Annotated in this window: 25 protein-coding genes; 14 read left to right on the forward strand and 11 right to left on the reverse strand. The window is 38.2% G+C overall.

What is annotated here, in order from left to right:
- Window positions 1–4: 4 nt before the first annotated feature.
- The 5 genes from PSF31_RS04520 (at window position 5) to PSF31_RS04540 (ending at window position 3,616) form a co-directional block, all read left to right on the forward strand.
- Entirely contained in the window at window positions 5–826 is an 822-nt protein-coding gene (locus tag PSF31_RS04520) for a heme/hemin ABC transporter substrate-binding protein (RefSeq protein ID WP_094962091.1), read from the forward strand.
- Window positions 823–1,824 (forward strand): FecCD family ABC transporter permease, encoded by a 1,002-nt coding sequence (locus PSF31_RS04525; RefSeq protein ID WP_094962090.1) that lies wholly within the window; start codon window positions 823–825, stop codon window positions 1,822–1,824. Before PSF31_RS04520 ends, PSF31_RS04525 begins: the two co-directional genes overlap by 4 nt.
- Window positions 1,825–1,826: 2 nt before the next feature.
- Complete coding sequence (locus PSF31_RS04530) at window positions 1,827–2,615, forward strand: heme ABC transporter ATP-binding protein (RefSeq protein WP_096863327.1); 789 nt, start codon at window positions 1,827–1,829, stop codon at window positions 2,613–2,615.
- A 304-nt stretch (window positions 2,616–2,919) separates the two neighbouring features.
- Entirely contained in the window at window positions 2,920–3,132 is a 213-nt protein-coding gene (locus tag PSF31_RS04535; RefSeq protein WP_004261718.1) for a HEAT repeat domain-containing protein, read from the forward strand.
- Between the two features lie 265 nt (window positions 3,133–3,397).
- Entirely contained in the window at window positions 3,398–3,616 is a 219-nt protein-coding gene (locus tag PSF31_RS04540; RefSeq protein WP_004261720.1) for a HEAT repeat domain-containing protein, read from the forward strand.
- A gap of 104 nt (window positions 3,617–3,720) precedes the next feature.
- Here PSF31_RS04540 and fghA read toward each other — a convergent pair whose 3' ends face one another.
- The 5 genes from fghA to PSF31_RS04565 form a co-directional block, all read right to left on the reverse strand.
- Complete coding sequence (gene fghA, locus PSF31_RS04545) at window positions 3,721–4,557, reverse strand: S-formylglutathione hydrolase (protein WP_096863326.1); 837 nt, start codon at window positions 4,555–4,557, stop codon at window positions 3,721–3,723.
- 10 nt (window positions 4,558–4,567) lie between these two features.
- A complete protein-coding gene (locus PSF31_RS04550; RefSeq protein ID WP_004261726.1) occupies window positions 4,568–5,680 on the reverse strand; it encodes an S-(hydroxymethyl)glutathione dehydrogenase/class III alcohol dehydrogenase in 1,113 nt (370 codons plus the stop codon).
- A gap of 17 nt (window positions 5,681–5,697) precedes the next feature.
- Window positions 5,698–5,970, reverse strand: coding sequence for a formaldehyde-responsive transcriptional repressor FrmR (frmR, locus tag PSF31_RS04555; RefSeq protein ID WP_004261729.1), 273 nt, complete (start codon window positions 5,968–5,970; stop codon window positions 5,698–5,700).
- Window positions 5,971–6,162: 192 nt separating this feature from the next.
- Window positions 6,163–7,080 carry a bestrophin family protein gene (locus tag PSF31_RS04560; RefSeq protein ID WP_036958452.1) on the reverse strand — a complete coding sequence of 306 codons (918 nt, stop codon included), beginning with the start codon at window positions 7,078–7,080 and terminating at the stop codon, window positions 6,163–6,165.
- Window positions 7,081–7,267: 187 nt separating this feature from the next.
- The gene (locus PSF31_RS04565; protein WP_004261735.1) at window positions 7,268–7,594 is read right to left on the reverse strand and encodes a DUF1090 family protein; all 327 of its coding nucleotides are present in this window, start codon (window positions 7,592–7,594) and stop codon (window positions 7,268–7,270) included.
- Window positions 7,595–8,150: 556 nt separating this feature from the next.
- Between PSF31_RS04565 and PSF31_RS04570 the strand changes: the two genes are divergently transcribed.
- Both PSF31_RS04570 and PSF31_RS04575 read left to right on the forward strand, forming a co-directional pair.
- Complete coding sequence (locus PSF31_RS04570) at window positions 8,151–9,248, forward strand: fatty acid desaturase family protein (protein ID WP_096863325.1); 1,098 nt, start codon at window positions 8,151–8,153, stop codon at window positions 9,246–9,248.
- A 374-nt stretch (window positions 9,249–9,622) separates the two neighbouring features.
- Window positions 9,623–10,567 (forward strand): ATP-grasp fold amidoligase family protein, encoded by a 945-nt coding sequence (locus PSF31_RS04575; protein WP_036958454.1) that lies wholly within the window; start codon window positions 9,623–9,625, stop codon window positions 10,565–10,567.
- Window positions 10,568–10,638: 71 nt separating this feature from the next.
- On the opposite strand, the gene PSF31_RS04580 is transcribed toward PSF31_RS04575, so the two are convergent.
- Together PSF31_RS04580 and prpR are read right to left on the reverse strand one after the other, a co-directional pair.
- Complete coding sequence (locus tag PSF31_RS04580; RefSeq protein ID WP_004261743.1) at window positions 10,639–11,781, reverse strand: MFS transporter; 1,143 nt, start codon at window positions 11,779–11,781, stop codon at window positions 10,639–10,641.
- Between the two features lie 560 nt (window positions 11,782–12,341).
- On the reverse strand, window positions 12,342–13,958 hold the full coding sequence (gene prpR / locus PSF31_RS04585) for a propionate catabolism operon regulatory protein PrpR (RefSeq protein WP_096863459.1): 1,617 nt from the start codon (window positions 13,956–13,958) through the stop codon (window positions 12,342–12,344).
- A gap of 245 nt (window positions 13,959–14,203) precedes the next feature.
- On the opposite strand from prpR, the gene prpB reads away from it, so the two are divergent.
- The 3 genes from prpB (at window position 14,204) to PSF31_RS04600 (ending at window position 17,782) form a co-directional block, all read left to right on the forward strand.
- A complete protein-coding gene (prpB, locus tag PSF31_RS04590; protein ID WP_096863324.1) occupies window positions 14,204–15,091 on the forward strand; it encodes a methylisocitrate lyase in 888 nt (295 codons plus the stop codon).
- A 61-nt stretch (window positions 15,092–15,152) separates the two neighbouring features.
- Window positions 15,153–16,316 (forward strand): bifunctional 2-methylcitrate synthase/citrate synthase, encoded by a 1,164-nt coding sequence (gene prpC, locus PSF31_RS04595; protein ID WP_094962084.1) that lies wholly within the window; start codon window positions 15,153–15,155, stop codon window positions 16,314–16,316.
- A gap of 11 nt (window positions 16,317–16,327) precedes the next feature.
- Window positions 16,328–17,782, forward strand: coding sequence for a bifunctional 2-methylcitrate dehydratase/aconitate hydratase (locus PSF31_RS04600; RefSeq protein WP_096863323.1), 1,455 nt, complete (start codon window positions 16,328–16,330; stop codon window positions 17,780–17,782).
- Between the two features lie 85 nt (window positions 17,783–17,867).
- Here the strand turns inward: PSF31_RS04600 and PSF31_RS04605 are convergent, their stop codons facing one another.
- Both PSF31_RS04605 and PSF31_RS04610 read right to left on the reverse strand, forming a co-directional pair.
- Window positions 17,868–18,908 (reverse strand): galactose-1-epimerase, encoded by a 1,041-nt coding sequence (locus tag PSF31_RS04605; RefSeq protein WP_096863458.1) that lies wholly within the window; start codon window positions 18,906–18,908, stop codon window positions 17,868–17,870.
- Between the two features lie 234 nt (window positions 18,909–19,142).
- Window positions 19,143–20,072, reverse strand: coding sequence for a cation diffusion facilitator family transporter (locus tag PSF31_RS04610; RefSeq protein ID WP_004261765.1), 930 nt, complete (start codon window positions 20,070–20,072; stop codon window positions 19,143–19,145).
- 299 nt (window positions 20,073–20,371) lie between these two features.
- Between PSF31_RS04610 and PSF31_RS04615 the strand changes: the two genes are divergently transcribed.
- A complete protein-coding gene (locus PSF31_RS04615) occupies window positions 20,372–20,809 on the forward strand; it encodes a universal stress protein (RefSeq protein ID WP_004261767.1) in 438 nt (145 codons plus the stop codon).
- Between the two features lie 211 nt (window positions 20,810–21,020).
- On the opposite strand, the gene eco is transcribed toward PSF31_RS04615, so the two are convergent.
- Window positions 21,021–21,497 (reverse strand): serine protease inhibitor ecotin, encoded by a 477-nt coding sequence (eco, locus tag PSF31_RS04620; protein ID WP_096863322.1) that lies wholly within the window; start codon window positions 21,495–21,497, stop codon window positions 21,021–21,023.
- A 267-nt stretch (window positions 21,498–21,764) separates the two neighbouring features.
- Between eco and PSF31_RS04625 the strand changes: the two genes are divergently transcribed.
- The 3 genes from PSF31_RS04625 to PSF31_RS04635 all read left to right on the forward strand — a co-directional run bounded on the left by PSF31_RS04625 (window position 21,765) and on the right by PSF31_RS04635 (window position 24,163).
- The gene (locus PSF31_RS04625) at window positions 21,765–21,977 is read left to right on the forward strand and encodes a DUF465 domain-containing protein (protein ID WP_004261774.1); all 213 of its coding nucleotides are present in this window, start codon (window positions 21,765–21,767) and stop codon (window positions 21,975–21,977) included.
- A 274-nt stretch (window positions 21,978–22,251) separates the two neighbouring features.
- On the forward strand, window positions 22,252–22,614 hold the full coding sequence (locus PSF31_RS04630; RefSeq protein ID WP_096863321.1) for a nitrous oxide-stimulated promoter family protein: 363 nt from the start codon (window positions 22,252–22,254) through the stop codon (window positions 22,612–22,614).
- Window positions 22,615–23,344: 730 nt separating this feature from the next.
- Window positions 23,345–24,163, forward strand: a complete 819-nt coding sequence (locus tag PSF31_RS04635) for a helix-turn-helix transcriptional regulator (RefSeq protein ID WP_096863320.1) — start codon at window positions 23,345–23,347, stop codon at window positions 24,161–24,163.
- A gap of 259 nt (window positions 24,164–24,422) precedes the next feature.
- Here PSF31_RS04635 and PSF31_RS04640 read toward each other — a convergent pair.
- Window positions 24,423–25,901: hypothetical protein (locus PSF31_RS04640; protein ID WP_272683178.1), on the reverse strand; the 1,479-nt coding region annotated here is incomplete at its 5' end.

The raw sequence follows: 25,901 nt of genomic DNA on the forward strand, positions 1-25,901 counted from the left end.
TATTATGAAACAATGGCTTCTAATCTTATCAACGCTGTTTATCTCTTTTTGTTCTTATGCAACAGAACGCATCGTCACCTTAGGGGGTGATGTGACTGAAATTGTGTATGAACTTGGAGCACAGGAACAGCTCGTCGCCCGTGACAGCACCAGCCTTCATCCAGAGCAAGCCACCAAGCTCCCAGATGTGGGCTATATGCGTATGCTTAACGCAGAAGGCGTGTTGTCAATGCGCCCGACTTTAGTACTTGCGAGTGAGTTAGCTAAACCCTCAATGGCTCTTTCGCAAATCGAAAAAAGCGGCGTAAAAATTATTAAGGTGACAGGGAAACCGAGTTTAGAAGCCATTCCAGAAAAAATTACCACCATCGCTAATGTGGTCGGTAAAACAGAGCAAGGAAAGCAATTAGTTAATCAATTTAACCAACAGCTCAGCCAAGTAAATACGGCTCCTATTGACAAAAAAGTCTTATTTATCATGAGTCACGGTGGTGTTATGCCTTTAGCGGCAGGACGGCACACTGCGGCAGACAGTGTCATTAACGCGGTTGGGGCAAAAAATGCCATGAGCAGCTTCGACAGCTATCGTCCTCTATCCCAAGAAGGCTTGCTATCAAGCCAACCTGACTTAATCATTTTTACCAAAGAAGGTATTAAATCATTAGGTGGAATAGAAAAAGTGTGGAAATTACAAGGAATGTCAATGACCCCCGCAGGGAAAAATAAAGCGCTTCTGGTTGTCGATGACGTCGGTATGCTCACTTTCAGTTTAGGTACGCCTAAAGTCATGCAACAACTACGTGAGGCATTAGAAAAATCCCAATGAGTCGCTTTAAAAACCCATTTTTGGTGATTATCGTATTATTGTTAGCACTTGGCGGTTTAGTTCTCATCGCGTCGAATGCCGGCGCAATGAACTTCTCATTAAAAGCACTGTGGCAGGCATCTGCCACAGACTCGGATTGGCAGATATGGCTGAATATCCGCCTTCCTCGCGTGTTAATTGCCATCTTAGTTGGCCTTGCCTTAGCAGTATCTGGCGCCATTATGCAAGGGTTATTCCGTAACCCCCTCGCTGATCCTAGCTTACTCGGTATCAGTAGTGGCGCGGCTTTATCCGTTGCCGCATTTATTGTTTTCTCTGTTTCATTACCCACCGTGATGCAAGGTTATGGCCATGTCGCTGCTGCTTTTATTGGTAGCCTAGCCGTATCTTTTATTATTTTTAGCTTAAATCGTTCATCAAATGGTAACCTCGCAAAACTACTTCTCGCGGGTATCGCTATCAATGCGCTGTGTATGTCATTCATCGGTGTTCTTAGTTATATCAGTAATGACCAACAACTCAGAACATTTAGCTTATGGATGATGGGCACGCTCGGTAATGTTGACTGGGCATCATTGGCCATCGCCGCTTCAGTTATTCTTCCTATTTGTATTATCTGTTTAACACAAGGAAGTAAGCTTAATATCCTACAATTAGGGGACGAAGACGCCCATTACCTTGGGCTCAATGTTGAGCGTACCAAGTTTATTTTATTATTCCTCAGCGCCATGTTAGTTGGTTGTGCGGTTGCCATGAGCGGTGTTATTGGTTTTGTCGGTCTCGTTGTTCCCCATCTCATTCGCATGACTCTCGGGCCAGACCATCGTTGGTTAATTCCTGGTTCCGCTATCGTAGGTGCGGGCTTATTACTTATTGCCGATACTGTAGCAAGGACTGCGGTTGCACCTGCTGAAATTCCTGTTGGTTTACTGACAGGGTTAATTGGTGGCCCCTACTTCTTATGGCTAATTTTACGGCAGCCTTCGGGGAGGATCTAAAAATGCAAACAAAATCGCTCTTGTTAGAAGCACAAAATTTATCATATAAAATCAGTGAAAAGACGCTTATAGATAATGTGAGTTTATCGATTGATCAAGGGGAATTTGTGGTGATCATTGGGCCAAATGGCGCAGGGAAATCCAGTCTATTAAAATTACTAACAGGCTATAATACCCCGACTCATGGCACATGCTTTATTGAAGGCCGAGCAATGACTGACTGGGACCATAATGCGTTAGCCCGAAAACGTGCTGTGATGAAACAGCATAGCCATTTGCAATTTGCTTTTACTGTTGAAGATGTGGTTGCAATGGGCAGAACCCCCTATGGTTCAGAATATAAACAAACCGCCATCAATGAAGCGTTAGCACAAACCAGTTGCCAATCATTGCGGCAGCGGGATTACCGCCAACTTTCAGGGGGTGAGCAGCAACGCGTTCAATTAGCTCGAGTATTAGCACAATTATGGCAACCGACAGCTCAACCCGCATGCTTGTTTCTCGATGAACCCACTTCTGCGCTTGATCTATATCATCAACAGCATAGCTTACGGTTACTACATCAACTTACACGTCAACGACCGTTAGGTGTTTGCTGTGTATTACATGACCTTAATCTAACCGCATTATATGCAGATAAAGTGTTATTAATTCATAATGGAAAGCTTGTCGCTCAAGGTTCCCCTACCGATGTTTTAACGACTGAAAACTTAACTCGTTGGTATAAAGCTGACTTAGGTGTTACTCAACACCCTGAAAATAACACGCCTCACGTTTATTTACGTCACTAACTCAGGCTTAATAAGCACTTTATTTAACTCATTTTAAAGGTAAAGTGCTTTATTATTTTTACCTTAATAAAGAATTATTTAGTCATATCTATTTTAATAGATAACTAATGTCTTTTAATATTTTAAATTTTTTATATCAATAATCCTTACTCTCTTAATGCGCCCTAGTTAATAAGATAGTTAATAGCCTGAAAATGCGTAAAATCTATATAATGTATTAATAAAGCATTAAATTTCAAAAATAAATCTCAAGTAAATTCACTTAGAATACCTTGGTATCGCATAGGTATTTCAAAGGGTTTACATGGAAAATAACATTATTGAAACATTAATTGAATTAACACATCGTGGAAATGATGATGTTAAAATTGCAGCTATTTCCGCATTAGGTGATTATAAAGCGACCGTTGAACAACAAAATGCGATCAACCGTTTAATTGAACTCTGTAGAGATCCCAATAAGGATGTTGCGGTGTCTGCAATAAAGGCACTGAGTAAACTCTCCCACCATTTTTAGTATACAAATAATATTTTTTTATCAATCCGTTAAAGCACAGGTTTTTTAATTAATCTTATTTAATCTTTCTAATCCCTATATATGAATAGGTATGATTTTTGCTACCTATTCATACAAAAACCTAATCATACTATATCCATATTAGTTGTGTTTTTTGATATTAACAAATTCTTTCATTTAGTAGCATCTCTACATTGAAATTAATATTTTGAAACAAATGAATTTTAATTAACTTTATTTCTTAATACCCTGATTAGGATAAAAGATGGATAACAAAGTCATAAATACATTACTTGATTTAACGAAAAGAAAAAATGATGATGTAAAAATAGCTGCCATATCCGCTTTAGGTGATTGTAAAATACGACTGAAACAACATAATACGATTAATCGACTACTTGAATTATGTAATGACCCAAATAAAGATGTCGCAATCAGTGCGATTAAAGCAATCAGCAAGCTCTCCCATGGAGGGTTAGAGTAGCGATTTAGGCATGATTAAAACGTTAAGGAATAGCAAGGTGAAACCAACTATTGGCCTCACCCTACAATATATCTAACACTACAATATACCTAACACTACCATACTCAGCTATTATCGTTTAAATAGCGTGCATGAAATGCAATATGTTCACCAATAAAGCTACTAATAAAATAGTAACTGTGGTCATATCCATCACGTAAATTCAAACGATATTCAAATTGCTTTTTGTCACAAATATCTACAAATAACTCGGGTTTTAATTGTTCTTGATAGAAAGGATCCGCAGTGCCTGCATCCACTAAAATAGGTGGAATAGCCTCCGCTTTTCCGATTAATTCAACAGTGTCATATTGAGACCAGCTAGCTGTTTCTTCCCCCAGATAAGCCATAAAGGCTTTGCGCCCCCAAGGAACTTGGGTTGGAGCAACAATAGGAGAAAATGCAGATAAACTAGAATATCGGCCTGCATTTCGTAAGCCAATCATTAAAGCCCCGTGTCCACCCATAGAATGGCCAAAAATAGAACGTTTATCAGATACAGGCAAATGTGTTTCGATTAAATCAGGTAGTTCAGACACAATATAATCATACATTCTGTAATGATGACTCCACGGAGCTTGCAGAGCATTCACATAAAAACCTGCGCCTTGCCCTAAATCATAAGCCTCGTCATCAGCAACCTCAGCACCGCGAGGGCTAGTATCTGGTGCGATTATAACCACGCCATGTTCTGCCGCAAATTGTTGGGCTCCCGCCTTAGTAATAAAATTTTGTTCATTACAGGTTAACCCTGATAACCAATAAATCACTGGGCAGACGGTTGTTCTCGCTTGTGGTGGTAGAAAAGCTGCAAACTTCATTTCACAGCCGAGCACGGTGGATTGATGTTGATAAACATCCTGCCAGCCCCCAAAACACGCATGGCGTTCAATTCTCTCCATCAAAGACTCCTTAATCATAGTGAATAACGGTGCGGATTGATTTGCCTTCATGCATTAAATCAAATGCGTCATTAATACGCTCTAATGGCAATGTGTGCGTCACAAATGGAGACAGCTCAATATCACCCTTCATGGCATCTTCAACCATTTTTGGCAACTGGCTACGGCCTTTCACACCACCAAAAGCCGTACCACGCCATGACCGCCCTGTTACTAATTGGAATGGACGAGTTGAAATTTCTTGCCCTGCCCCTGCGACACCAATGATAATTGATTGGCCCCATCCTCGGTGTGCACTTTCAAGTGCTGCACGCATAACATTAACATTACCAATACATTCAAAGGTATGATCAACTCCCCACTGGGTTTTCTCAATCAACACTTGCTGAATCGGCTTATCAAAATCATTAGGATTCAAACATTCTGTCGCACCAAATTGGCGCGCTAGTTCAAACTTAGACGGGTTAGTATCAATGGCAATAATACGGCCAGCCTTTGCTTGCCTTGCCCCTTGAATAACCGCAAGACCAATCCCACCGAGGCCAAAAACTGCAACTGAGTCACCTTCTTGTACTTTAGCCGTATTATGTACAGCACCAATACCCGTGGTCACGCCACAACCTAATAAACACACTTCTTCATGGTTGGCTTGAGGGTTAATTTTAGCCAAAGAGACTTCGGCAACAACAGTATATTCACTGAATGTTGAACAGCCCATATAATGGTAAACAGGCTGGCCATTGTAAGAAAAACGTGTGGTCCCATCAGGCATCACACCTTTACCTTGTGTTTCCCTAACAGAGACACATAAGTTTGTTTTGCCTGACTCACAAAAAACACATTTTCCACATTCTGCCGTATAAAGTGGGATGACATGGTCACCGACGCTAACGCTAGTTACACCTTCACCGACTTCAACAACAACGCCCGCGCCTTCATGCCCTAATACCACAGGAAATAACCCTTCAGGGTCATCACCTGACAATGTAAATGCATCAGTATGGCAAACACCCGTATGGCTAATTTTGACTAACACTTCCCCAGCCTTTGGTGGCATGACATCAATTTCGACAATTTTTAATGGCTCACCGGGGCCAAATGCAACTGCTGCACGTGATTTCATCGTTATTCCTTCTTTATTTACCGCAAATAGGTACGAATTAATGAGATGGCATCGTCTACTGAGTCTTTTTGCAACTGTGTTGTTGCTGACTCTTGAAGCCCTTCCCGCAAATGACTCTCTAATACCCCGGCCATCAAACCATTAACTGCCCCACGAATAGCAGCAATTTGTTGTAAAATGGCGGCGCATTCAACCTCATCTTCCAAGGCTGACTCTAAGGCAAGCAATTGCCCTTTCAACTTTCTGACCCGCGTAAGAACTGCTTTTTTTTCTTTTGGGGAATGTGGCATATTTAAGCCCCTTTAGTATACATAGGGGGAGTATAGTATTGATAAGATTATCTGTACAGAATTCCTGATTTGTATGACCCAAAAAGACAAAATAATATTCGATAGAAAAGAAAAAAGAGGAAAGAGAAATAAGGAGAAACAGTAAAACGTGAATATCACGCTTTACTGTCTTCAAGAATGAATAGATTAGCACTACAACAAGTTAAAATATTTATCTGGCTGGTACTGAGGGGGAAGTGGTTGAATATCTAACATATCCAATGCATTGCGTTCAATACTATTACAAATGGCATTCAGCGGTAAATCATTTGCAGCAGTCCCAAAAGGATCTTCAAGTTCCTCGGCTAGTGCATCCCACGCTAAAAAAGTGTAAGAAATAAAAACAGAAACAAATGGCGTCATATAATGTAGGTCAACAACCAATGCAAATGGAAGTAACGAACAAAATAAGTAAACAGTTCGCTGCAAAATTAGTGTATAAGCAAACGGGATCGGCGTGTTCGCAATACGTTCGCAGCCGCCAAGAACTTCCGATAGCGCATTAATATCTTTATTAATAGCTTGAAAGAGTACATCACTGATGACTTTTTTATCGCGTAATTCCCCCACCTTTAGGCCAATCTGCAATAATATTCGGCTAGTGGGAAACGGACTTCGGATAACCTCATCAAAAATAGTACGGGGTAATAACCTATACATATCAATGATTGGGCTGGTTTTCCTTAATTCATGTTTAAGGCTCCAACCAAAAGCAATCAGCAAATTAGCAAATTCCTTTTGGGCTGCCTGATCATTAGGTAATAACCCTTTAATATTTCTTAGAATATTTCTTTGGTTAATTAATAACGAAGCCCAGAGTGTGCGAGCCTCAATCAAGCGGCTGTAACATGCATTATTGCGAAAACCTAGGAATATTGCGATGGCAATCCCTAGTAAGCTAAAGGGGGCTATTGTTAAGTGTATACCTAATCGCTCATACCATTGGAAACTTAGTACTGCTACGATTGATATCATTATATTTAGAGAAAGCCGAAATGTTATTTTTGACAGTACAGAGCCATGCCAGTCGAATAACCGAAAAAACCAGTGTTGATGAGGACGAATAACCATAATAAAAAGTATACAATATTAAAAAACGACGTTAACTTATTATTTCACTGATTAATTCAATGTGCTATAGCTAGACAAAAATTAAAGTGAATATGACAATAATTACGACAAGCAGCTATAGCGCTAAATTCATCCAACACGGTTTTTAGCTTATAAATAATATTTGATTTTAATATTACGTATTGAGTTAATTTTTAGCCGCTTTTAAGCGTTCTATTTCATCTTGTAATGCTTCTATCTGCTGCTCTAAACGATCTGCTTCAGTAAAGCTATAACGATGATTTAATTTTGTTGGCCCAGTTGCCCCCGAATAATGGTCGTAACAGTTATTTTGTACATTTGAAATAGCACGCTCTAACCCCGCAACTCTATTTCGGTTACCATGCATTTTGGCGTATTTTAGCTGTTTCTCTAGTTGATAGATTTTTTTATCACAACCATAATATTGATAACCTGCTTGAGCGGACACAGGAATAATCAGTGTTGATAAAATTATTAACAGTATTTTTTTCATATAACATTCCTTATTCGAAAAATAATTTATCTGTGGCTATTTCATCATGTTGACGCATTATTCATATAGGCAAGCTCCTAATTTAGCTTAGGTAAAACAAATATAATGGATAATTAAAACAAACCCATCTAAAATGATAACTATATTTTATTATTAACAACTTAAATTAGATTGAGTATTCTTTTCACATAATTTATTACAGACAGACACATTTTTCCCTGATACCTTAATATTAAAGGATCACTCTACAAGGATGTAGCTAGTTTTTATATTTCAGAAAATTAATAAGTACGTGTTTTGACCAAATACTTTATAGAATATATATCAGTTTAATTAATGGTTAACTCGTATTTAATTGTTTACTTTGCACAAATCCTCAATTTATATCGATATTTCTCAAAAATATTCATCCAAAATACCAAAAATTATTATTCTTGATAAAAATTGATTCAGAATAAGTCGAAATATTTCTCCCCCTTCATATTTATTTTGCGACGCTTTACTTAGTGAAGATATACTCTTTAATTAAAAGAAGATAACCTCAAATGAGAGTAGCATGCATCACACTGACTTCGAACTCACGTTCGCAAATGCTAACGAACAACAATTTCATGCTGCATTAAAACAAGCTAGTCAAGAATATCTGCAAACTAAGCAAGATCACGTATTTGCCAGCCGATATGATCTTACTGCAATTGCTATCTTGTTTATTTTTGCTCTTCTGAGTTACCTGCCAACACTCATAACAACATCTACCTCAATTTACATATTATCCTATTTTGTATTTGTTTTACTCATCATGCTATTGAATGTGATTGGCCAGCACGATGCCTGTCATAATACCTTATTTAAATCAAGCTGGAAAAATCGGTTATTTGGCCGTTTAGTGACATTACCTTTAGGTTTAGAGCCAGAGTTTTGGCGTACACGCCATGTTCATTATCACCATCACTATGCCAACATTGAGCATTATGATTTAGATACTGAAGAAAATGGTATATTCCGCCAAACGCCATTTCAACGCTGGCGACCTTTCATGAAATATCAACATATTTATTGGCCTTTCGTTGCATCATTATCACTCACATGGATTGCACTGGTTTTTGATTGGTCGGACAGAACTGGGAAAACACGCTTAAAAACACAGAAAGTTTTACAGGGTAAACTGGGTTGGACGCTATTTTTAGGTAGCAAAGTATGTCACTTAATATTAATGATTGGCACCCCACTGCTAGTGGCTCACAGCCATGGGATCAGCTTAACAACAATACTTATCACTTACTTATTGAGCCAAATGATTGCATCCATTTTTGTCATTTATTTATTACTCGGTACACATTGGGCAGAGACGCAGTTTTTCACTGCTCCTGAAGATAAACAGATCAAGCATGGTTGGTACCATCATAATTTTGTCACGGCTTGTGACTGGCTACCGACCCCCCATTATTTATGGCGTTTAACTGGGGGACTAAACTACCACCTTACACATCATATTTTTCCTCATTGGCATCACCGCCATTACCCTGCTTTAGCTCACATCTTAGCCCAATTGGCGCAGCAATATGATATGCCATATCGTTGTATTGATTACAAACAACTCGTTGCGGCTCAAATACGATTCCTAAAAAAGATGGGGCAGCCGCCATTAAAATAGTTATCTTAGTAAGTTATAAATAACAATTCTCTCAAATGTCCCCTCTATTCCCTTATTTTAGGAGGGACATTATCTAAATAAATCCTTAAGGTCTATCTTCTTTACTTTTGTTACACTTTAAATAAACAATACCCTTATTATTAATGACGAATAATTAAAACGATCGATTGAATTATTGATATAAAAGTGTACGGATATCCGGCTATTATTAACAATAATGAACATTATTTATCTTTTGTTTAATATTTATTTATTAAGAAATTATTAAATTGACCGTTACATTCATTGATGCTTTATTTAAGTTATAAAAAATATAATCAAATAAAAATTAGATTTTAATTACACACTACAATTTTAGAATGGTTGGTGCTCGCATGAAAAAAGCAGAGTATTTTATAAAAAAATTACGTACACTCATAGTGAGTGACAAAACATATCTCACTAATAAATTTACTAAAAAACTCAATTACCGCCCTGATTTTAAAGCCCCAAAAAGTTTTAATGAGAAAGTAAATTTCAGAATGTTGCGAGATAAAAATCCATTATATTCACAATTTGCAGATAAACTCGCGGTAAGGGAATATATCTCACGAACAATAGGAAATGAATATTTAGTACCTATCATCGCCACTTATAAAAGTGTCGATGAAATTGATCTAAACAAACTGCCAGAGCGTTTCGTTTTAAAATGCAATCACGACAGTGGTAGTAGCATTATTTGTCGCGATAAAGCACACTTTGACTGGCTAAAAGCTAAAAATAAATTAGATTTTCATTTAACTAAAAACCTTTACTATATTACTCGAGAACGTCATTATAAAACTATTCCCGCACAAATTATGTGTGAAGAATATATTGATTTATTCGCTAATAAAAACCGGAAGTTAGTACCAGAAACATGCAGGATCCATTGCTTCTCTGGTAAGCCTGCCTATGCAGAGATTGATTACTCAGACGAATTTGGCAATGAATTTATTAATATTTATGATATCAACTGGCAGTTACAACCCGTGACTTTTGGTTATCCGAACATGTTGGAACCCGTATCTGAGCCACCACTATTCAAAGAAATGTTACGGTTAGCGGAAATACTCGTCACACCTTTTGATTATTGCCGTGCGGATTTTTTGATGTCTGATGAAAATACCTTGTATTTCAGCGAACTTACATTTGCCCCAAATGCAGGTAGAACAGAAATATCACCGCTATCATGGGATTTCAAATTAGGGGAGCTTTGGGAGCAACGCATTGTACGTAATACAAAGCATTCACCCATTGAAGCACAACTGTCACCTTCAACCGTCAATAAAAAGAAATAATTAGAACGACAAAAAGGCCCTGTAAGTAATTCACAGAGCCTTTTATTTAGCAGTTTTATTTGTCGATAAAATTAATTTGCTAACACACTGGCTTTACGACGTAAGCTCGCAATTAACATATAAATCGCAGTCACTAACAGCACAATAAAGAAGAAATTCACTAAACCATTATGTTGGCCTAAAAACGTCCCTGCTGCGATAGGCCCCATTGCTGAACCTATACTGTAACTAAACAGCATCACTTGTGTTGCTGCGACGATATAGGAGGAATCTAAGTTATCACACGCCAACGTTATCGCCACAGGATATAGGGCAAAAGTTGACATACCGAGTAGCGCTAAAGCGACAATCATAACTAAGTAGTCACTCGAAATATAAATAACACCCATAGCAAAAACACCTAATAATGAAACCATCGCAAGTAATAAGGTTTTACTCATTAAGACAGATAATTTGCTAACAACTGGCTGTATTAACATCCCACCAAGAATAATTGAAGCCATCAACACACCGACTTGGTCGGTGGTGAATTGGTCTTTTTTCAATGATAACGGCATTAACCCATAGATAGTCCCCATGGTAATACCAGAAACCATACAACCGATAATTGCAGGTTTACTTAAACGAGCAATTTTTTTCAATGACAGTTTTTGATGCGAACCACTTTCTGGCTGGCCTTGACGTACTAATAACGGTGGCATTACCGCTAATAATAATAACCCTAATACCACCATAAACGGATAAGCACCATGGGTTCCAATAACACCAATAGCAAGCTGGCCAAGAGTGGTTCCGCCATACAATGACGTCATATAAAAACTTAAACGTTTAGCACGCTCTTTCGGATTATCGCCAATCAATAACCAAGATTCGACAACCACAAAAATCCCCGCCACTGCAACCCCTGCAACTAAGCGGTTTGGCAACCAAGCTTCAATGGTCGGGGTCCACGGCAGTACAATAACTGTCGCGGCAAGCATCAATAAAAAGCCAATAAAGGCAAGACGATGGCCTATTTTGGCAATAATTGGTTCAATTAACATTGAGCCAATTAATAAACCAATATAATACGCACTCGCTAACCAACCCGCATATTGCGTATCAATACCAAAACTTCCCATCGATAATGGGATTAAGCTCATTAAATAACCCGATGCAATAGCAAAAATCGTTAACCCTGCAACAGGAACGAATGCATTGTCGCGTTTGCGCATGATAGTAGTGGACTGATTCACGCCCCACTCTCCAACTAACAAAATAAATAATATGCGCTGCAACTACATCGTTGAATACGACAGCATTGTGCTCCCAAGAAAGAACACATTTCGGCGATTAGTGCAGTAGTAAAAAAACAAAGATAGGACTAATTTGAGCGCAATATAGAACGTTCAATCATGAAGTTAAAATGAGAAAATCTAATGGTGACTAGCAAAATAATTTATGTGAGAAAAATCACGTTTTTTACGATGGTGAATTTAGTGAAAGAACAACAAGAAAAACAAAAGTAATACTTAAAAATCAAAATAATAGGTAAATATTAACATCACTGTTTTTTGTTACGATTTGATACAACTTAAGTCATATGGAAAAAATCCTAAAAGCACTTAATAACAAAATAATTTATTTGTCACTGAACACGACTGAATGAATTTAATTCAACAAGTAGTATTCAATGATTCTATGAATAAAAACAACCTAATTATCTCCTTTATGGCACTCTCACTAATCCATTACCTTTTAATCAACCCCCTCCTGAATGAATACAAATTAATTATTATTTAGTATCGTGATTTACCTGATTTGCTTTCTCTAATAAAGAAAGACGCCGCCACAGGGTTGTTCTGCTAATACCTAAGTACTGAGCTACGGCTTTACGATCACCACCAAACCTATTCATCACGTCAGTAAGCGGTTCCTTACTTTTATCGATAACAACCTCATGGCTTGTTGCATCCCATTTGCGCTCAGGAGATAGACTCGCCAACATTTCCTCACTAATGGCCTTTTCGGGGTATGCGCTACAATAAAGTGCAACTCGCTCCATTAAGTTTCTGAGTTCTCGCACATTACCGGGCCATGAATACTCAACAAAAAAGCGTTTACACGCAATTAACTGCTGTACACGAAAAGAAGGCAACGGCAGCATTAAGCCTGCAAAGGCTAACTTAAGTAACCGCTCCGCTAATACAAAAATATCATCGCCACGTTCATTGAGTGCTGGAACTCGCATTCTCAATACCCCGAGCCGATAAAATAGATCGGCACGAAAATGCCCTTCTCTTACCCAACGGTCTAAATCGCAATGAGTCGCACAAATGACTCGTACATTGACTTTTAACGGTTTATACCCCCCAACACGCACGACAGAACGCTCTTCGAGCACTCGTAATAATTTTGTTTGTAATGCAATCGGCATTTCACCAATTTCATCTAAGAACAGTGTTCCCCCATTCGCCAGTTCAAATAGCCCTGCTCGGCCACCCCGGCGAGAGCCAGTAAAGGCACCTTCTTCATAGCCAAATAATTCGGCTTCTAATAATGTTTCAGGGATCGCCCCGCAATTCACGGCCACAAAAGGCATTTGCTGTTTACTGCGCTTATGTTGATTAAATAAGGTATATTCGTGATGAATCGCTTGTGCCACCATCTCTTTCCCAGTTCCACTCGCACCTTGAATCAATACTGTTGCATCAGAACGTGCGTACAACATAATAGTTTGCCTAACACGTTCCATCGGTAATGACGAACCAATCAGGTCATTAATGGTATAACGGACTTTTGCGGGATTAGGAAGGAGATATTTGTCTTGCGAATGGTTTTCACGCCTCGACATTCGGCTTAATTCGATAGCGTCTGAGAATGCTTGTCGTATGGTTTGTGTGGAATAGACAAAAACCCCTGTCATCCCCATTTCATCAGCTAAATCCATGATGAGCCCAGCCCCTACAACAACGGAAATTCCCATTGCTTTTAATGCTTTAAGCTGAGATCTTGCATCTTCTGCGGTGACATAACTACGCTGTTCAATTTGCAAACCAAAACGTTGCTGAAATTCATCTAATGAGGAAAGTGTTTTTTTATAATTAATGATCCCGACTTTATCGCTAATCTCTCGGGCTTTGGCCAATGCTTGCATGACATCGAACCCGCTAATTTTCACGATAATAACAGGAACTGAAACATGGCTTTTTAAATAAGCACCATTTGAACCTGCACTAATGATGGCATCACAATGTCCACCCTGTAATCGTTGATGCACGGCCTCTACCGCCTGCTCAAAACCAAGGTTTAGTGGGGTGATTTCCGCTTGTTCACTAAATTCAGGGCTGATATCTCGAAATAGTGTAAATAACCGAGACACTGAAACAGTCCAAATAATCGGTTTTTCCATCATCGCCATACCTTCTTACCATGTTTCATTTATGTTTCAATTGACAATATCTTGTTTCAACGAAACACACCAACCGATTATTTTAAAATTGTTTTTCCCGTCACAAATCAAAAAAAGCAATATCAGTTTGATTTTAAACACATTTGCATACCCATGTAATTTAGAGCCAGATTGGCACGTCAATTGCTATATGACTATAGTTATCTCAATTTCATTACAATTAATTAACATCATATGAGGCTATTATGTCGTCATTTAGTGCAGGACAAAAATTTCGTGAGGCTATCAAGCAAGAATCTCCATTGCAGCTCGTTGGAACTATCAATGCCAACCACGCGCTCCTTGCAAAACAAGCTGGCTATAAAGCTATTTACTTATCTGGAGGTGGCGTCGCTGCGGGGTCACTGGGCATGCCGGACTTAGGTATTTCAACGTTAGATGATGTTTTAATTGATATTCGACGCATTACTGATGTATGTGACTTACCACTTATGGTCGATGCCGATATTGGCTTTGGTCCTTCTGCTTTTAATGTCGCCCGCACGGTGAAATCCTTTTGTAAAGCCGGTGCGGCAGGGTTGCATATTGAAGACCAAGTGGGTGCAAAACGTTGTGGCCATCGCCCTAATAAAGAAATTGTTTCGACACAAGAGATGGTCGACCGCATCAAGGCGGCTGTTGATGCACGAACCGATGACAGCTTTGTCATTATGGCTCGAACCGATGCATTAGCGGTCGAAGGCATTGATGCCGCACTGGAACGTGCACAAGCCTACTTAGAAGCCGGTGCGGACATGCTTTTTCCAGAGGCAATTACTGAGCTTTCTATGTATCAACAGTTTACAAGTAATACCTCCGCTCCCGTACTGGCCAATTTAACTGAATTTGGTCAAACCCCTTTATTTACTCTTGATGAACTACGCAGTGTTGACATTGCCATTGCGCTATATCCACTGTCTGCGTTTCGAGCCATGAATAAAGCCGCTGAACAGGTTTATACAACATTACGCAAAGAGGGCACTCAAAAAAGTGTCATTCCACTTATGCAGACTCGAGAAGAGCTGTATCAAAGTATTCATTATTACAATTATGAACAAAAACTGGATGCATTATTTTCCAAGAATAAATCCTAATTTTTAAGCACTTATCATTACTAAAAGTTGCATCGCCTCTGTCCCCTACAAGGAATAAATGATGAATGAACAACTTAGTCGTACTGAAACACCTCAATTTAAACCTAAAAAATCCGTTGCACTTTCAGGTATTACTGCCGGAAATACCGCACTTTGTACCGTTGGGCGTAATGGTAATGACCTGCATTATCGCGGGTTTGACATTCACGACTTAGCCACACAATGTGAATTTGAAGAAATCGCGCATTTGCTCATCCATGAAAGGCTGCCGACAGCAACCGAACTCGTTGCATATAAAGAAAAGCTGCAATCTCTTCGGGGGTTACCGGCAAGTGTTAAACAAACGTTAGAATCCATACCCGCGAACGCGCACCCAATGGACGTCATGCGCACAGGCGTATCAATGATGGGCTGCGTGTTACCCGAAAAAGAATCTCACCCTTTTTCCGGTGCTAGGGATATTGCTGATCGCTTATTAGCGTCACTGGGTTCGATGTTGTTGTATTGGTATCACTTTAGCCACCATGGAAGACGTATTGAAACCCAAACTGATGATGATTCAATTGGCGCGCATTTCTTGCATCTATTGCACGGTAAAAAGCCCCCTGCTCAATGGGAAAAATTTATGCATATTGCGGCAATTTTATACGCAGAACATGAATTTAACGCATCGACATTCGCAGCAAGGGTTATTGCGGGAACAGGCACGGATTTTTACTCTGCGATGACAGGTGCAATTGCCGCTTTGCGTGGCCCAAAACACGGGGGGGCAAATGAAGTTTCATTAGAAATTCAGCAACGTTATGCCTCAATGGAGGAAGCAGAACAAGATATTACAGCGCGCGTTAAAAATAGTGAGGTTATCATTGGGTTTGGCCACCCCGTTTATACCCTCGCAGACCCCCGCCACCCTATTATCAAGTCTGTCGCTTTACAGTTATCAGAACAGAGCCTAAATCGACATCTTTATACCGTTGCGGATCGAATTGAATCCGTAATGAAACGTGAAAAAAACATGTTTCCAAATTTAGATTGGTTTTCTGCTGTGGCCTATCACCTTATGGGCATTCCCACCGCCATGTTTACCCCATTATTTGTTATGGCACGTACCGCTGGCTGGTCAGCACATATTATTGAGCAACGACAAGATAATAAAATTATTCGTCCTTCAGCCAACTATATTGGTCCTGAAAATCAATTATTTACTCCTATAGAACAGCGTTAAAAGGTAACCTAATGACAACACAAACCGTGCGTTCGCAACAAATTGAATTTGATAAAGTGATCAGCGATATTGTTGATTATGTAATGGATTACCCAATTATTTCTGACCTCGCCTATGATACGGCTTATCATTGCCTGCTCGATACCCTTGGTTGCGGTATGGAATCCCTTGAATACCCTGCATGTAAAAAATTATTAGGGCCTATCGTTCCGGGTACGATTGTGCCAAATGGCACAAAAATCCCAGGCACCCAATTTCAATTAGACCCAGTGCAAGGCGCATTTAATCTTGGCACAATGTGCCGTTGGCTCGACTTTAATGACACTTGGCTGGCTGCCGAATGGGGCCACCCGTCGGATAACCTTGGTGGTATTTTAGCCACTGCGGATTGGCTTTCTCGTGAAAACATTGCGAAAGGCAAGCCACCGCTAGTTATTAGAGATGTTTTGACTGCATTAATTAAAGCGCATGAAATTCAAGGCTGCATCGCACTAGAAAATGCCTTTAACCAAGTCGGGCTCGACCATGTTATTTTAGTCAAAGTGGCATCAACTGCGGTTGTTTCTCATCTATTGGGGCTGGAAAGAGAACAAATTCTCAATGCTGTTTCCCAAGCGTGGATTGATGGTCACAGCTTACGTACCTACCGCCACAGCCCCAATACAGGGTCTCGCAAGTCATGGGCGGCAGGTGACGCCACCTCCCGTGCTGTACGGCTGGCTTTAATGGCTCAAAAAGGGGAAATGGGCTATCCAACGGCGCTAACGGCTAAAACCTGGGGCTTCTACGATGTTTTATTTAATGGACAACCCCTGTGTTTTCAACGTCCTTATGGCTCCTATGTTATGGAAAATGTGTTGTTTAAGATTTCTTTCCCTGCTGAGTTTCATTCCCAAACAGCAGTAGAGGCAGCGTTACAACTCCACCAAACCCTCGAAAAATTAGGAAAAACGGCTCAAGATATTGAGTCTATTGCCATACGCACTCATGAAGCTTGTATTCGTATCATTGATAAAAAAGGCCCATTACATAATCCGGCAGATCGTGACCATTGCATTCAATATATGGTCGCTATCCCATTAATTTTTGGTCGTTTAACGGCTGCTGATTATGAAGATAATATTGCCAAAGATGAGCGTATTGATGCATTACGTGCAAAAATGCATTGCACTGAAGATGCACAGTTTACCCGAGACTATCATGACCCTGAAAAACGTTCGATTAGCAATGGGTTAACCATTACATTGAAGGATGGGCAAGTGCTTGATGAAGTTGTTATCGAATATCCTGTTGGCCATAAACGCCGCCGTAAAGAAGGGATGCCATTGTTATTAAATAAATTTAGAATTAATTTAGCAAGGCAATTCCCAGAGGCTCAACAAATTCGAATTTTAAAAGCCTCTCTCGATAAGCCAATGCTAGAAAAAATGCCCGTCAATGAATATATGGATCTATTCGTTATTTAAGACTAAGGAAATTATTAACTGGCGAGCATTAACTGGCGAGTAATTCAGCGCCTTAATATAGAGGCGCTGAATATTCACTATTGTATTAGAAAACAAATTGGTAACGCGTTTGGTTTTGGTACATTTGTTGAGGAAATGCAATCGAACTGTATTGTTCTCCCCACTCAGGGTGATTGATTGCATCTGCTGGAAACTGAGTTGCTATCACTACCCCTGAATAAGGGACATACGTTCGTGTTTTCCCCGACGTTGCAAGCAGGTTATTTCCACTGTACACATGTAATGCAGGCTGCGTGGTTGCGATATTTAGCCGCACATCACCACTTGGTGCCCCGAGGGTTGCCACCGTCTGCAGACCATCGGTTAATGTATTGTTTAATATAAACGTATGGTCATACCCCCCAACTCGACGTTGGTCATCATCTTGTAAGAAATCTCGGCCAATCCGTTTACTTTGGCGAAAATCAAAATTTGTATCTGCAACGTTATACCACTCTCCCGTTGGGATACCGTCCATATCTGTCAGCAAATATTGGTCTGCATCAATATATAAATCATGTTCCAAAGCCGTTCTGACCGAGTCCTCCCCCGCTAAGTTAAAGTAGATGTGATTCGCAAGGTTAACAGGGCAAGCTTCTGTCGATTGATAAGTATGGTGAATAACGACTTGATTATCTTCTGTAAGTTCATAGCTCACTTCAACGTCTAACTGCCCCGGAAAGCCTTGATCACCAACAGGCGACGTCAAAGAAAAAATAGCTTTTTGAGGTGTTGGTTGAAAAATACCCCATATGCGATGGCTAAAACTGTGTTTTCCACCATTCAAGCAATGTACACCTTGGTTATTCGCAAGCTGATAGTACTGTTCATTTAGCGTGAATCGTGAATTATTTATGCGGTTAGCGACTCGCCCAACGATTGAACCAAGGTATACCCCCTGTTCCATCTGTTTAGCCATATTGGGTGAACCTAAAACAACATCTCGTTTTCCTGTTGCTAGCGGAAGTATACAGCTAACCCAACTAGCTCCTAGGCTACTGAGAATAACCTTCATACCATTTTGATTAGTAAGGGCAATGACCTTTGGGGCGCGAAATGTCTGACATTGTTCTTGAGTTAACCGCATTTTTTCCTCAATCATTCAATAATCACTATAGAGAGCATTTTTTGGGGTTTGCTACATTTGCCCTATATTTTGAAACAAATACCTTATTGTGCCATCTTGAAACCGCTTATTAATTTTCGTCTTGTAATCAATCAGGTGCAATAATTAATGTGTTGATTTTACATAATAGCTTGCAATAAAAAACCGAGCCACTTTAAAGCTCGGTTTTTATCGAAAAATAAAATAAATGTATGATTAATGCTTAGCGTCTTTGTCATACGGGTCAAGGTGGGTCATAACATCCAAAATTAATGGGTTTTCCATCAATTTTTTACGCACATTTACCGCAATTTCATGGCCAACAGTAATACTCATATTTCCATCAAGCTCTAAATGCACATCCACCAATAAAAAGTCACCCGATTTACGTGTTTTTAAATCATGATATCCTGATAACTCACTAATATTATCCAAAACAGAACGGATTTCCTGCAAAGTTTCTTCGTCTGCGCCTTTATCCATTAAATCTTGCATGGATTGATTGGTGAATTTAAACCCCATCCGAAAAACAAATGTCCCTACAATCAACGCGGCCAGTGGGTCAAAAATTTTAAACCCACACAAGCTACCAACAATACCAATGGCCACCACTAGGGAGGAAGCCGCATCGGAACGAGCATGCCATGCATTCGCCACTAACATACTGGAGTTTACTTTTTTCGCGACATGCAACATATAGCGAAACAGCCCCTCTTTTGCGACTAAAGCAATCAGTGCAACAATCAATGCAATTGAGTGAACTTCAGGAATTAACTCAGGTTTCAGTAATTTTTCAATCGCTGACCAAACCATTCCCACGCCCACAATTAATAAAATAATACCTAATATTAATGAAGCGCCATTTTCATAACGAAAATGACCATATGGATGGTCTTCATCTGGCTTCTTGTGGCTTTTCTTATTGGCTATCAACACCACAAAATCAGCGACCAAATCCGATAATGTATGAATACCGTCAGCGACTAACCCGGAAGAATGAGAAAAAATACCAACAATTATCTGCCAAATCGATAAGAAAATATTTACGACAACACTGACTAAGGTACTTTTTTTTGCGGCTTTAAATTTTATTTGTTGGATTTCAAAATCACTTTTTTTCTGTGTTGAAGCATTATTCATAGTCATAAAATAGGTTCTTTAATGAAAAACAAAACAATTATCATTCAAATAATACATTTAAATCAATTAGTTAAGCAACTTACCGCGATCTTCGCATATATTTTGTTAAAAGTCTCTGTGTGATTTGTAAATAACACTGAGAGTTGATAATAATTATTCTTTCTTTTCAAAGAAGAAGCTATGTCATTTTTAGATTATCGCTATAAATGCGCACGTTATAGCATTTATTACTTTTCATTTAACTTATAGTATATTGTAGATAATCTTTTGTAATTAATTTTAAATAATACGAAAATGAGGTAGCTATGTATAAAAAAATCCTAGTCCCTATTGATTTGTTAGAAGATGAATTAAACCAAGAGATCATCAAACACGTTGAGGCACTAGCGCAACTAAGCTCAGCTGAAATTCATTTTCTATCCGTTATTCCGAGCCTTGAGTTATTTTTTGGTATTGAAATTGCCGCATTACCAGAAAGCAACAAAGATTCTGCGGAACGCTCAATCCTTGCAATGCGTGCGTTAGAAGAAGTCATTAAAGATATCAAAGTTGCTGATGAACGGATTAACTGCAAAATTGGTATTGGTTCAGCTAAAGATGAAATTTTAGATTATGCGCAAGAAATTAGCGCAGATCTCATTGTTGTTGGCTCCCATCACCCAAGCACTTCAACCTATTTATTAGGTTCAACAGCCTCTGCAATCGTGCGCCATGCGAAAACATCTGTCTTCGTTATTCGCTAAATTGGTTTCTATAAAAAATGCCGCTAAATGCGGCATTTGAGGTTGTTGACAAAGCGGGATAAAAGCGTGGTTTTTCCCGCTTTGTGTTATCAGCCGAAAATCAATAAATTGATTTTCCTAATTTATTTTCAAAACCTATTCGACTTACCGCCAAACATAATATGTTTGTCAGCAGTCTGAATGCCGCTAAACGCGGCATTTTCTTTAATATTTATTTTGTAACTGAATCAATTAATTTATCGTCTGTAGACCAGATACGATATTTTACTTGCATATCTTTCGGAGCATAAACCACAATCGGTAATTTACTGTTATAACGCACAAATGCATCATCGCCTAATTGAGTCGTCACAAAACGGTCTTTTGCAGGCTCAGAGCATCCCATCATAGTAGATGCAGGGCCTTTTACTTCGTCGAGTTTATAATAATCATAGCCCCAGCCTTCCAACGTCTTTCTGTCTAGATCACCCATAAACCATTGGCGGTTACAATCTGCTTTGATCGTTTTTCCAATAACTAACTCAATCATAAAGTCATTTTCATTTTGTTGCTTGGTTAATTCAATCACATGACGAGTCATACCCGATTCTGCTTTTGGGTATGGCGCGATCTTTTCCAAATCTTCCGTTGCTACTGCACAAGATGAAATTAGTGCCGCCGCCATTACAGATAAAATCGCTTTTTTCATTATTTATTCCTATTTAAGAACACAAAACCAATTTTTAAAACCAGTCTTTTATCCATGTTAAGTCATTTACACCGCAATTATCACTATAGATGATTCTTAATTACAAAAATATAGATAACTCAGGTAAAAGCCATGTAATACTACTTAATTCTAGTAGAAGGATCATAAAACTAATAAAAATTATGTAAATTACAAGCTATTTGGATGTACAAAATGCATGCACTGTTTATACTGAAACTGAGGCTTAATATATTCTGAGGAGGTAGTATGTTATCAGCAGATCAAGATTTAGTTTCAAAATTAATCTCTACACATCCCCGTTTTCAAACTCTTTATGAAAAACATCATCAACTCGACAAAGAAATCAGCAAATTAGAAGGGCCTTCTGGTGCTGGTTACAATGAGCATGTCGCTAAGCTAAAAAAAGAAAAATTACATCTTAAAGATGAAATGCAAAAAATAATGCTCTCGAGTCAATAGGTTATCACGATAATAGTATTAGTTGTTTTTCACACATAATGAAATTCAAAAACTGGGCTAACATCCTAAAAGATAATGATATTTTATCGATCATTTAACGTTAGCTAGTGTTGTTTCACACTAATATAAGAGGGTAATTTTTTATTACCCTCTTTTGTTACGTCGAGAACTCACCACTTTATTGAGTCCCATCAATAAAAATACAAAAAAATTATCATTAATCAGTTATAAGTTGTATATTAAATATATGTTTTGTTTTTATAGAGAAGTTTCTATGGTTGGCAAACGCATTCACCGTGAAATTAAAACGATTGAAAAAATGATAAAAATCTATGAGAAAGCCTATCCAGCACCAGCAGAATCACCTGATTTTTATCAAAAACTATTTTCCTATGCCGTTAATAGATTAGAAAAATGCCGATATGGAGAAGAAAAACCAGCATGTAAACAATGTCCAATCCATTGTTACCAACCCAAAATGAGAGAGCAGATGAAGCTAGTTATGCGCTGGGCTGGCCCGAAGATGTTAATCCATCACCCAATTCTCGCTATACGTCATTTACTTGATGATCGTAAACCAGTCCCTGATTTACCAGCTAAAGTAAACAAGCGAGCAACTCAGAAACAAGAGCCATAATTAGTGAGCCTATAGGTCAAGCTTAACCCTCTATTTAAAGCAAAGTACAACATGAGGAGAAATAATAAAGCACAAAGATGTTGAAAAATGGCGAGCAATAAGTAGTAACGCTAAAGAACTATTTATAAAAATATATATTTAAAATACCTATTAAAGTAATCACAGAAACCTATCAATTAAAAAATGAGACTCAAGTCACAAACAAACAGCAATTCCCTCACATATCAACAAAAAAATCAATCATATCGATTGAAAAAATAAATAACTTAGATTAACAACTATTAATTACATTAGTAAAATTAATAAATGATGGTTTTGCCGAAATCTAGAATCATCATTAGCATAGCTAAAATTCATATTACTATGCTAAAAATGATAAGTAAGAAGAAAGTAGAAAAAAAACACGGTTTAGGTGTAAAAACGATAACATATTAACATACGACTAATTTTATCAATTCAGATTAAAAATCCAAACTAATTAAAATTATAAGCATAATAATTAAATTACCCCACTAATAACACAAAAAATACCGAGTAATTCACAACAATAACTCGAAAAAAGTATATTTAGAAACATTTATTTATATTTAGAATTATAATGTGACACAAAATTAATCGATTTATATAATTTCAATCATACTAATAACATCCATGCTTTATATCACCAGATAGGAATAGTTGAATATTTTATTTTGAATTTATATTTAAATACGATTAAAAAGGTATAGTCATGCAAGCAATAAACTCACCAAATCGACACTTCATTAAACAGATAAACATTGATAGTAACGCGGCCCATAACATTATTGACCTAGAAACTAAAGGGCTTTTAATTATAGAACAAGGCTCTGTGTTACTAGAAACCCCAGCTAACTCACAATCTTTAAATGAAGGCGATATCTTATATCACAAACAGGGAGCTTACTCACTACAGCTCACTGAAACAACAAGTTGCAAATTACTTTGGATATCCTTGGATGATAACTTTTTGCGTAGTTTCATCGCCAATCATAGCACTGAGTTAAGCGAAATAGACCGCAATGAAGGCTTACCCTGTGATATCATTAAATTTAATTCATCCCCTCTCATTGAAGAAATCAAATCAAGCTTAAATACATTTGTTAATAACGAATACCCTGACGTCATTTTCTCACTCCGAGTTAGTGAATTACTGTTATTACTAAGCTACAGTGAACAAGGTGCTTTATTGCTATCTAATTTTAGACAGCTAAGTAGTCGCCAAATAGAACGTCTACAAATGTTTATGGAAAATAATTATCTTAAAGAGTGGAAATTAAGTGAGTTCGCACGTACTTTTGGTATGGGATTAACAACATTTAAAGAACTGTTCAATAGCGTTTATGCAACGTCACCACGCGCATGGATAAGTGAAAAACGTATTATGTATGCACACCAGTTATTAATTAATACTACAATGAGTATTGTAGAGGTTTCTATGGAAGCAGGCTTTTCAAGTCAATCTTACTTCACCCAAACTTATCGAAAACGGTTTGGCTACACACCGAGTCGGTCAAGAATAGCAGCTTAACCGCTCAGTAAGACTCTAACTCATGCCCTGTCAGTTATAGAAGTTTAATCTTCACTATAATCTGGCAGAAAGGCAAACATCAAATCCTTCCTTTAAATATTCACATTCACTTCTTATACTTCTTATACTTCTTATACTTCTTATACTTCTTATACTTCTTATACTTCTTATACTTCTTTCAGATTGATACATCACAAAAAAAGGTAATTTGCCTTTCAGTGACAAATTACCTTTAAGATAACCTTAAATAAAAGCTATGCTATTTCGCTTTGATTATTTTTAAATCAATAATTGACATGGAGTTTGGTGGTACCTCACCTGGTATGCCTTCAACGCCATACCCACCTTCAGGTTTAATATAGACTTTAACCATTCCCCCTTCCCCTGCTCGTTCGACAAAGGAGTTTAATGGTGCAGGTAACTGATTATAAGGTAATGTGACAGGGTTTTGATCGGTATACAACACCGTAACCTTACCGTCAGTTAATTGCTCTCTCATAATAAAAGTCACGTCTTTATTTTTCACGTCTTTTATCGGTGAGCCAACTTGAATGATTTTATAGTAAGTATTGCTATCGAGCTTACTGTATTTTTGAGCGGTAATTTGCTCAATAATTTTTTGGTTTTTCTTCGCATTTTCTGCGGCAATCACTTTTGCATCTTTGCTAGGAGGAATTCGCCCAGCCAGACCAGTACTCGATTTCGAACCACCTCTTGCTTTTAATGCATCATTTTCATTTTGTAATTGAGTTATCTGTCGATTTAACGCCATAATTTGTGATTTTAAAGCTTCATCACTCGAAATGGATTTACTTGAATCCAATTCCGTTTGTAGTTTTTTCAATTTCTCTTGTGCTAATGCCAACTCTTTTTGAGAGTTCGCTTTTAAATCACCAAGAAGTTTATTCGTGTCTGTCAGTTTTTGCTCAATTTCAGACTGTTTCTTTGTTTTAGCCGCAATATCACTTTCAAGTTTGCTGATTTTGTCTTCTTGAGCCTTAGTCTGCTTAGTAAATTGCTGGTTTTGCTGGTCAAGTTTTTTCTTCTCACTTTCTTGGGCAGCAAGAGCGTCACTAATTGATTTTTTCTCAGATTCTAACTTGGCAATAGCGCTTTCTTTTTCTTTCAATAATGTAACTTGTTTATTTAAGTCCGCAGTTAACGCTTTAACTTGCTTGTCACTTGCTTGACCTACTAGCGCTGTTTGTTTTTCAACATCTTTTTGTAATTTCAGCAGTTCTGCATTAGCCTGTTCCAATTTTTTTTGAGCATTAACAAAATTTTGTTCATTTTGTTTTAAGTTTTCTTGCAATTGTTGCTGTTGCTTTTGGCTCTCAACATATTGTTTTGATAAAACATTCTGTGCTGCTTGCTGCTCAGCCAACTGTTTTTTTGCTGTTGCTAATTCAGACTCTAACGTAATTTTTTGTGCTAATTTGGCAGTTTGCTCTGCTAAAGATGCTTGGATCTTATCTGCTTGCTGCGCTTTCTGTTTCAGTTGCGTAACAAGCTGCTGGTTTTTCTCCGCTAACGCTTTTGCATCTGCTTGCTGTTTGGCGAGCGCCTCACGAGTTACTTTACTTTCCGTTTCAGCTTTCTTCAACCCGTCTTCTTTTTGCTTCAGCAAAGCGAGTTGTTTGTTTAAATCTGCCGTCAGCGCTTTAATCTGTTGGTCGCTGGCTTGATTCATTAAAGCTGTTTTTGTTTCAACTTCATTCTTCAGCTTCTGCAAATCCGT

Source organism: Providencia sp. PROV156 (assembly GCF_028480905.1).
GTDB classification, from domain to species: domain Bacteria; phylum Pseudomonadota; class Gammaproteobacteria; order Enterobacterales; family Enterobacteriaceae; genus Providencia; species Providencia hangzhouensis.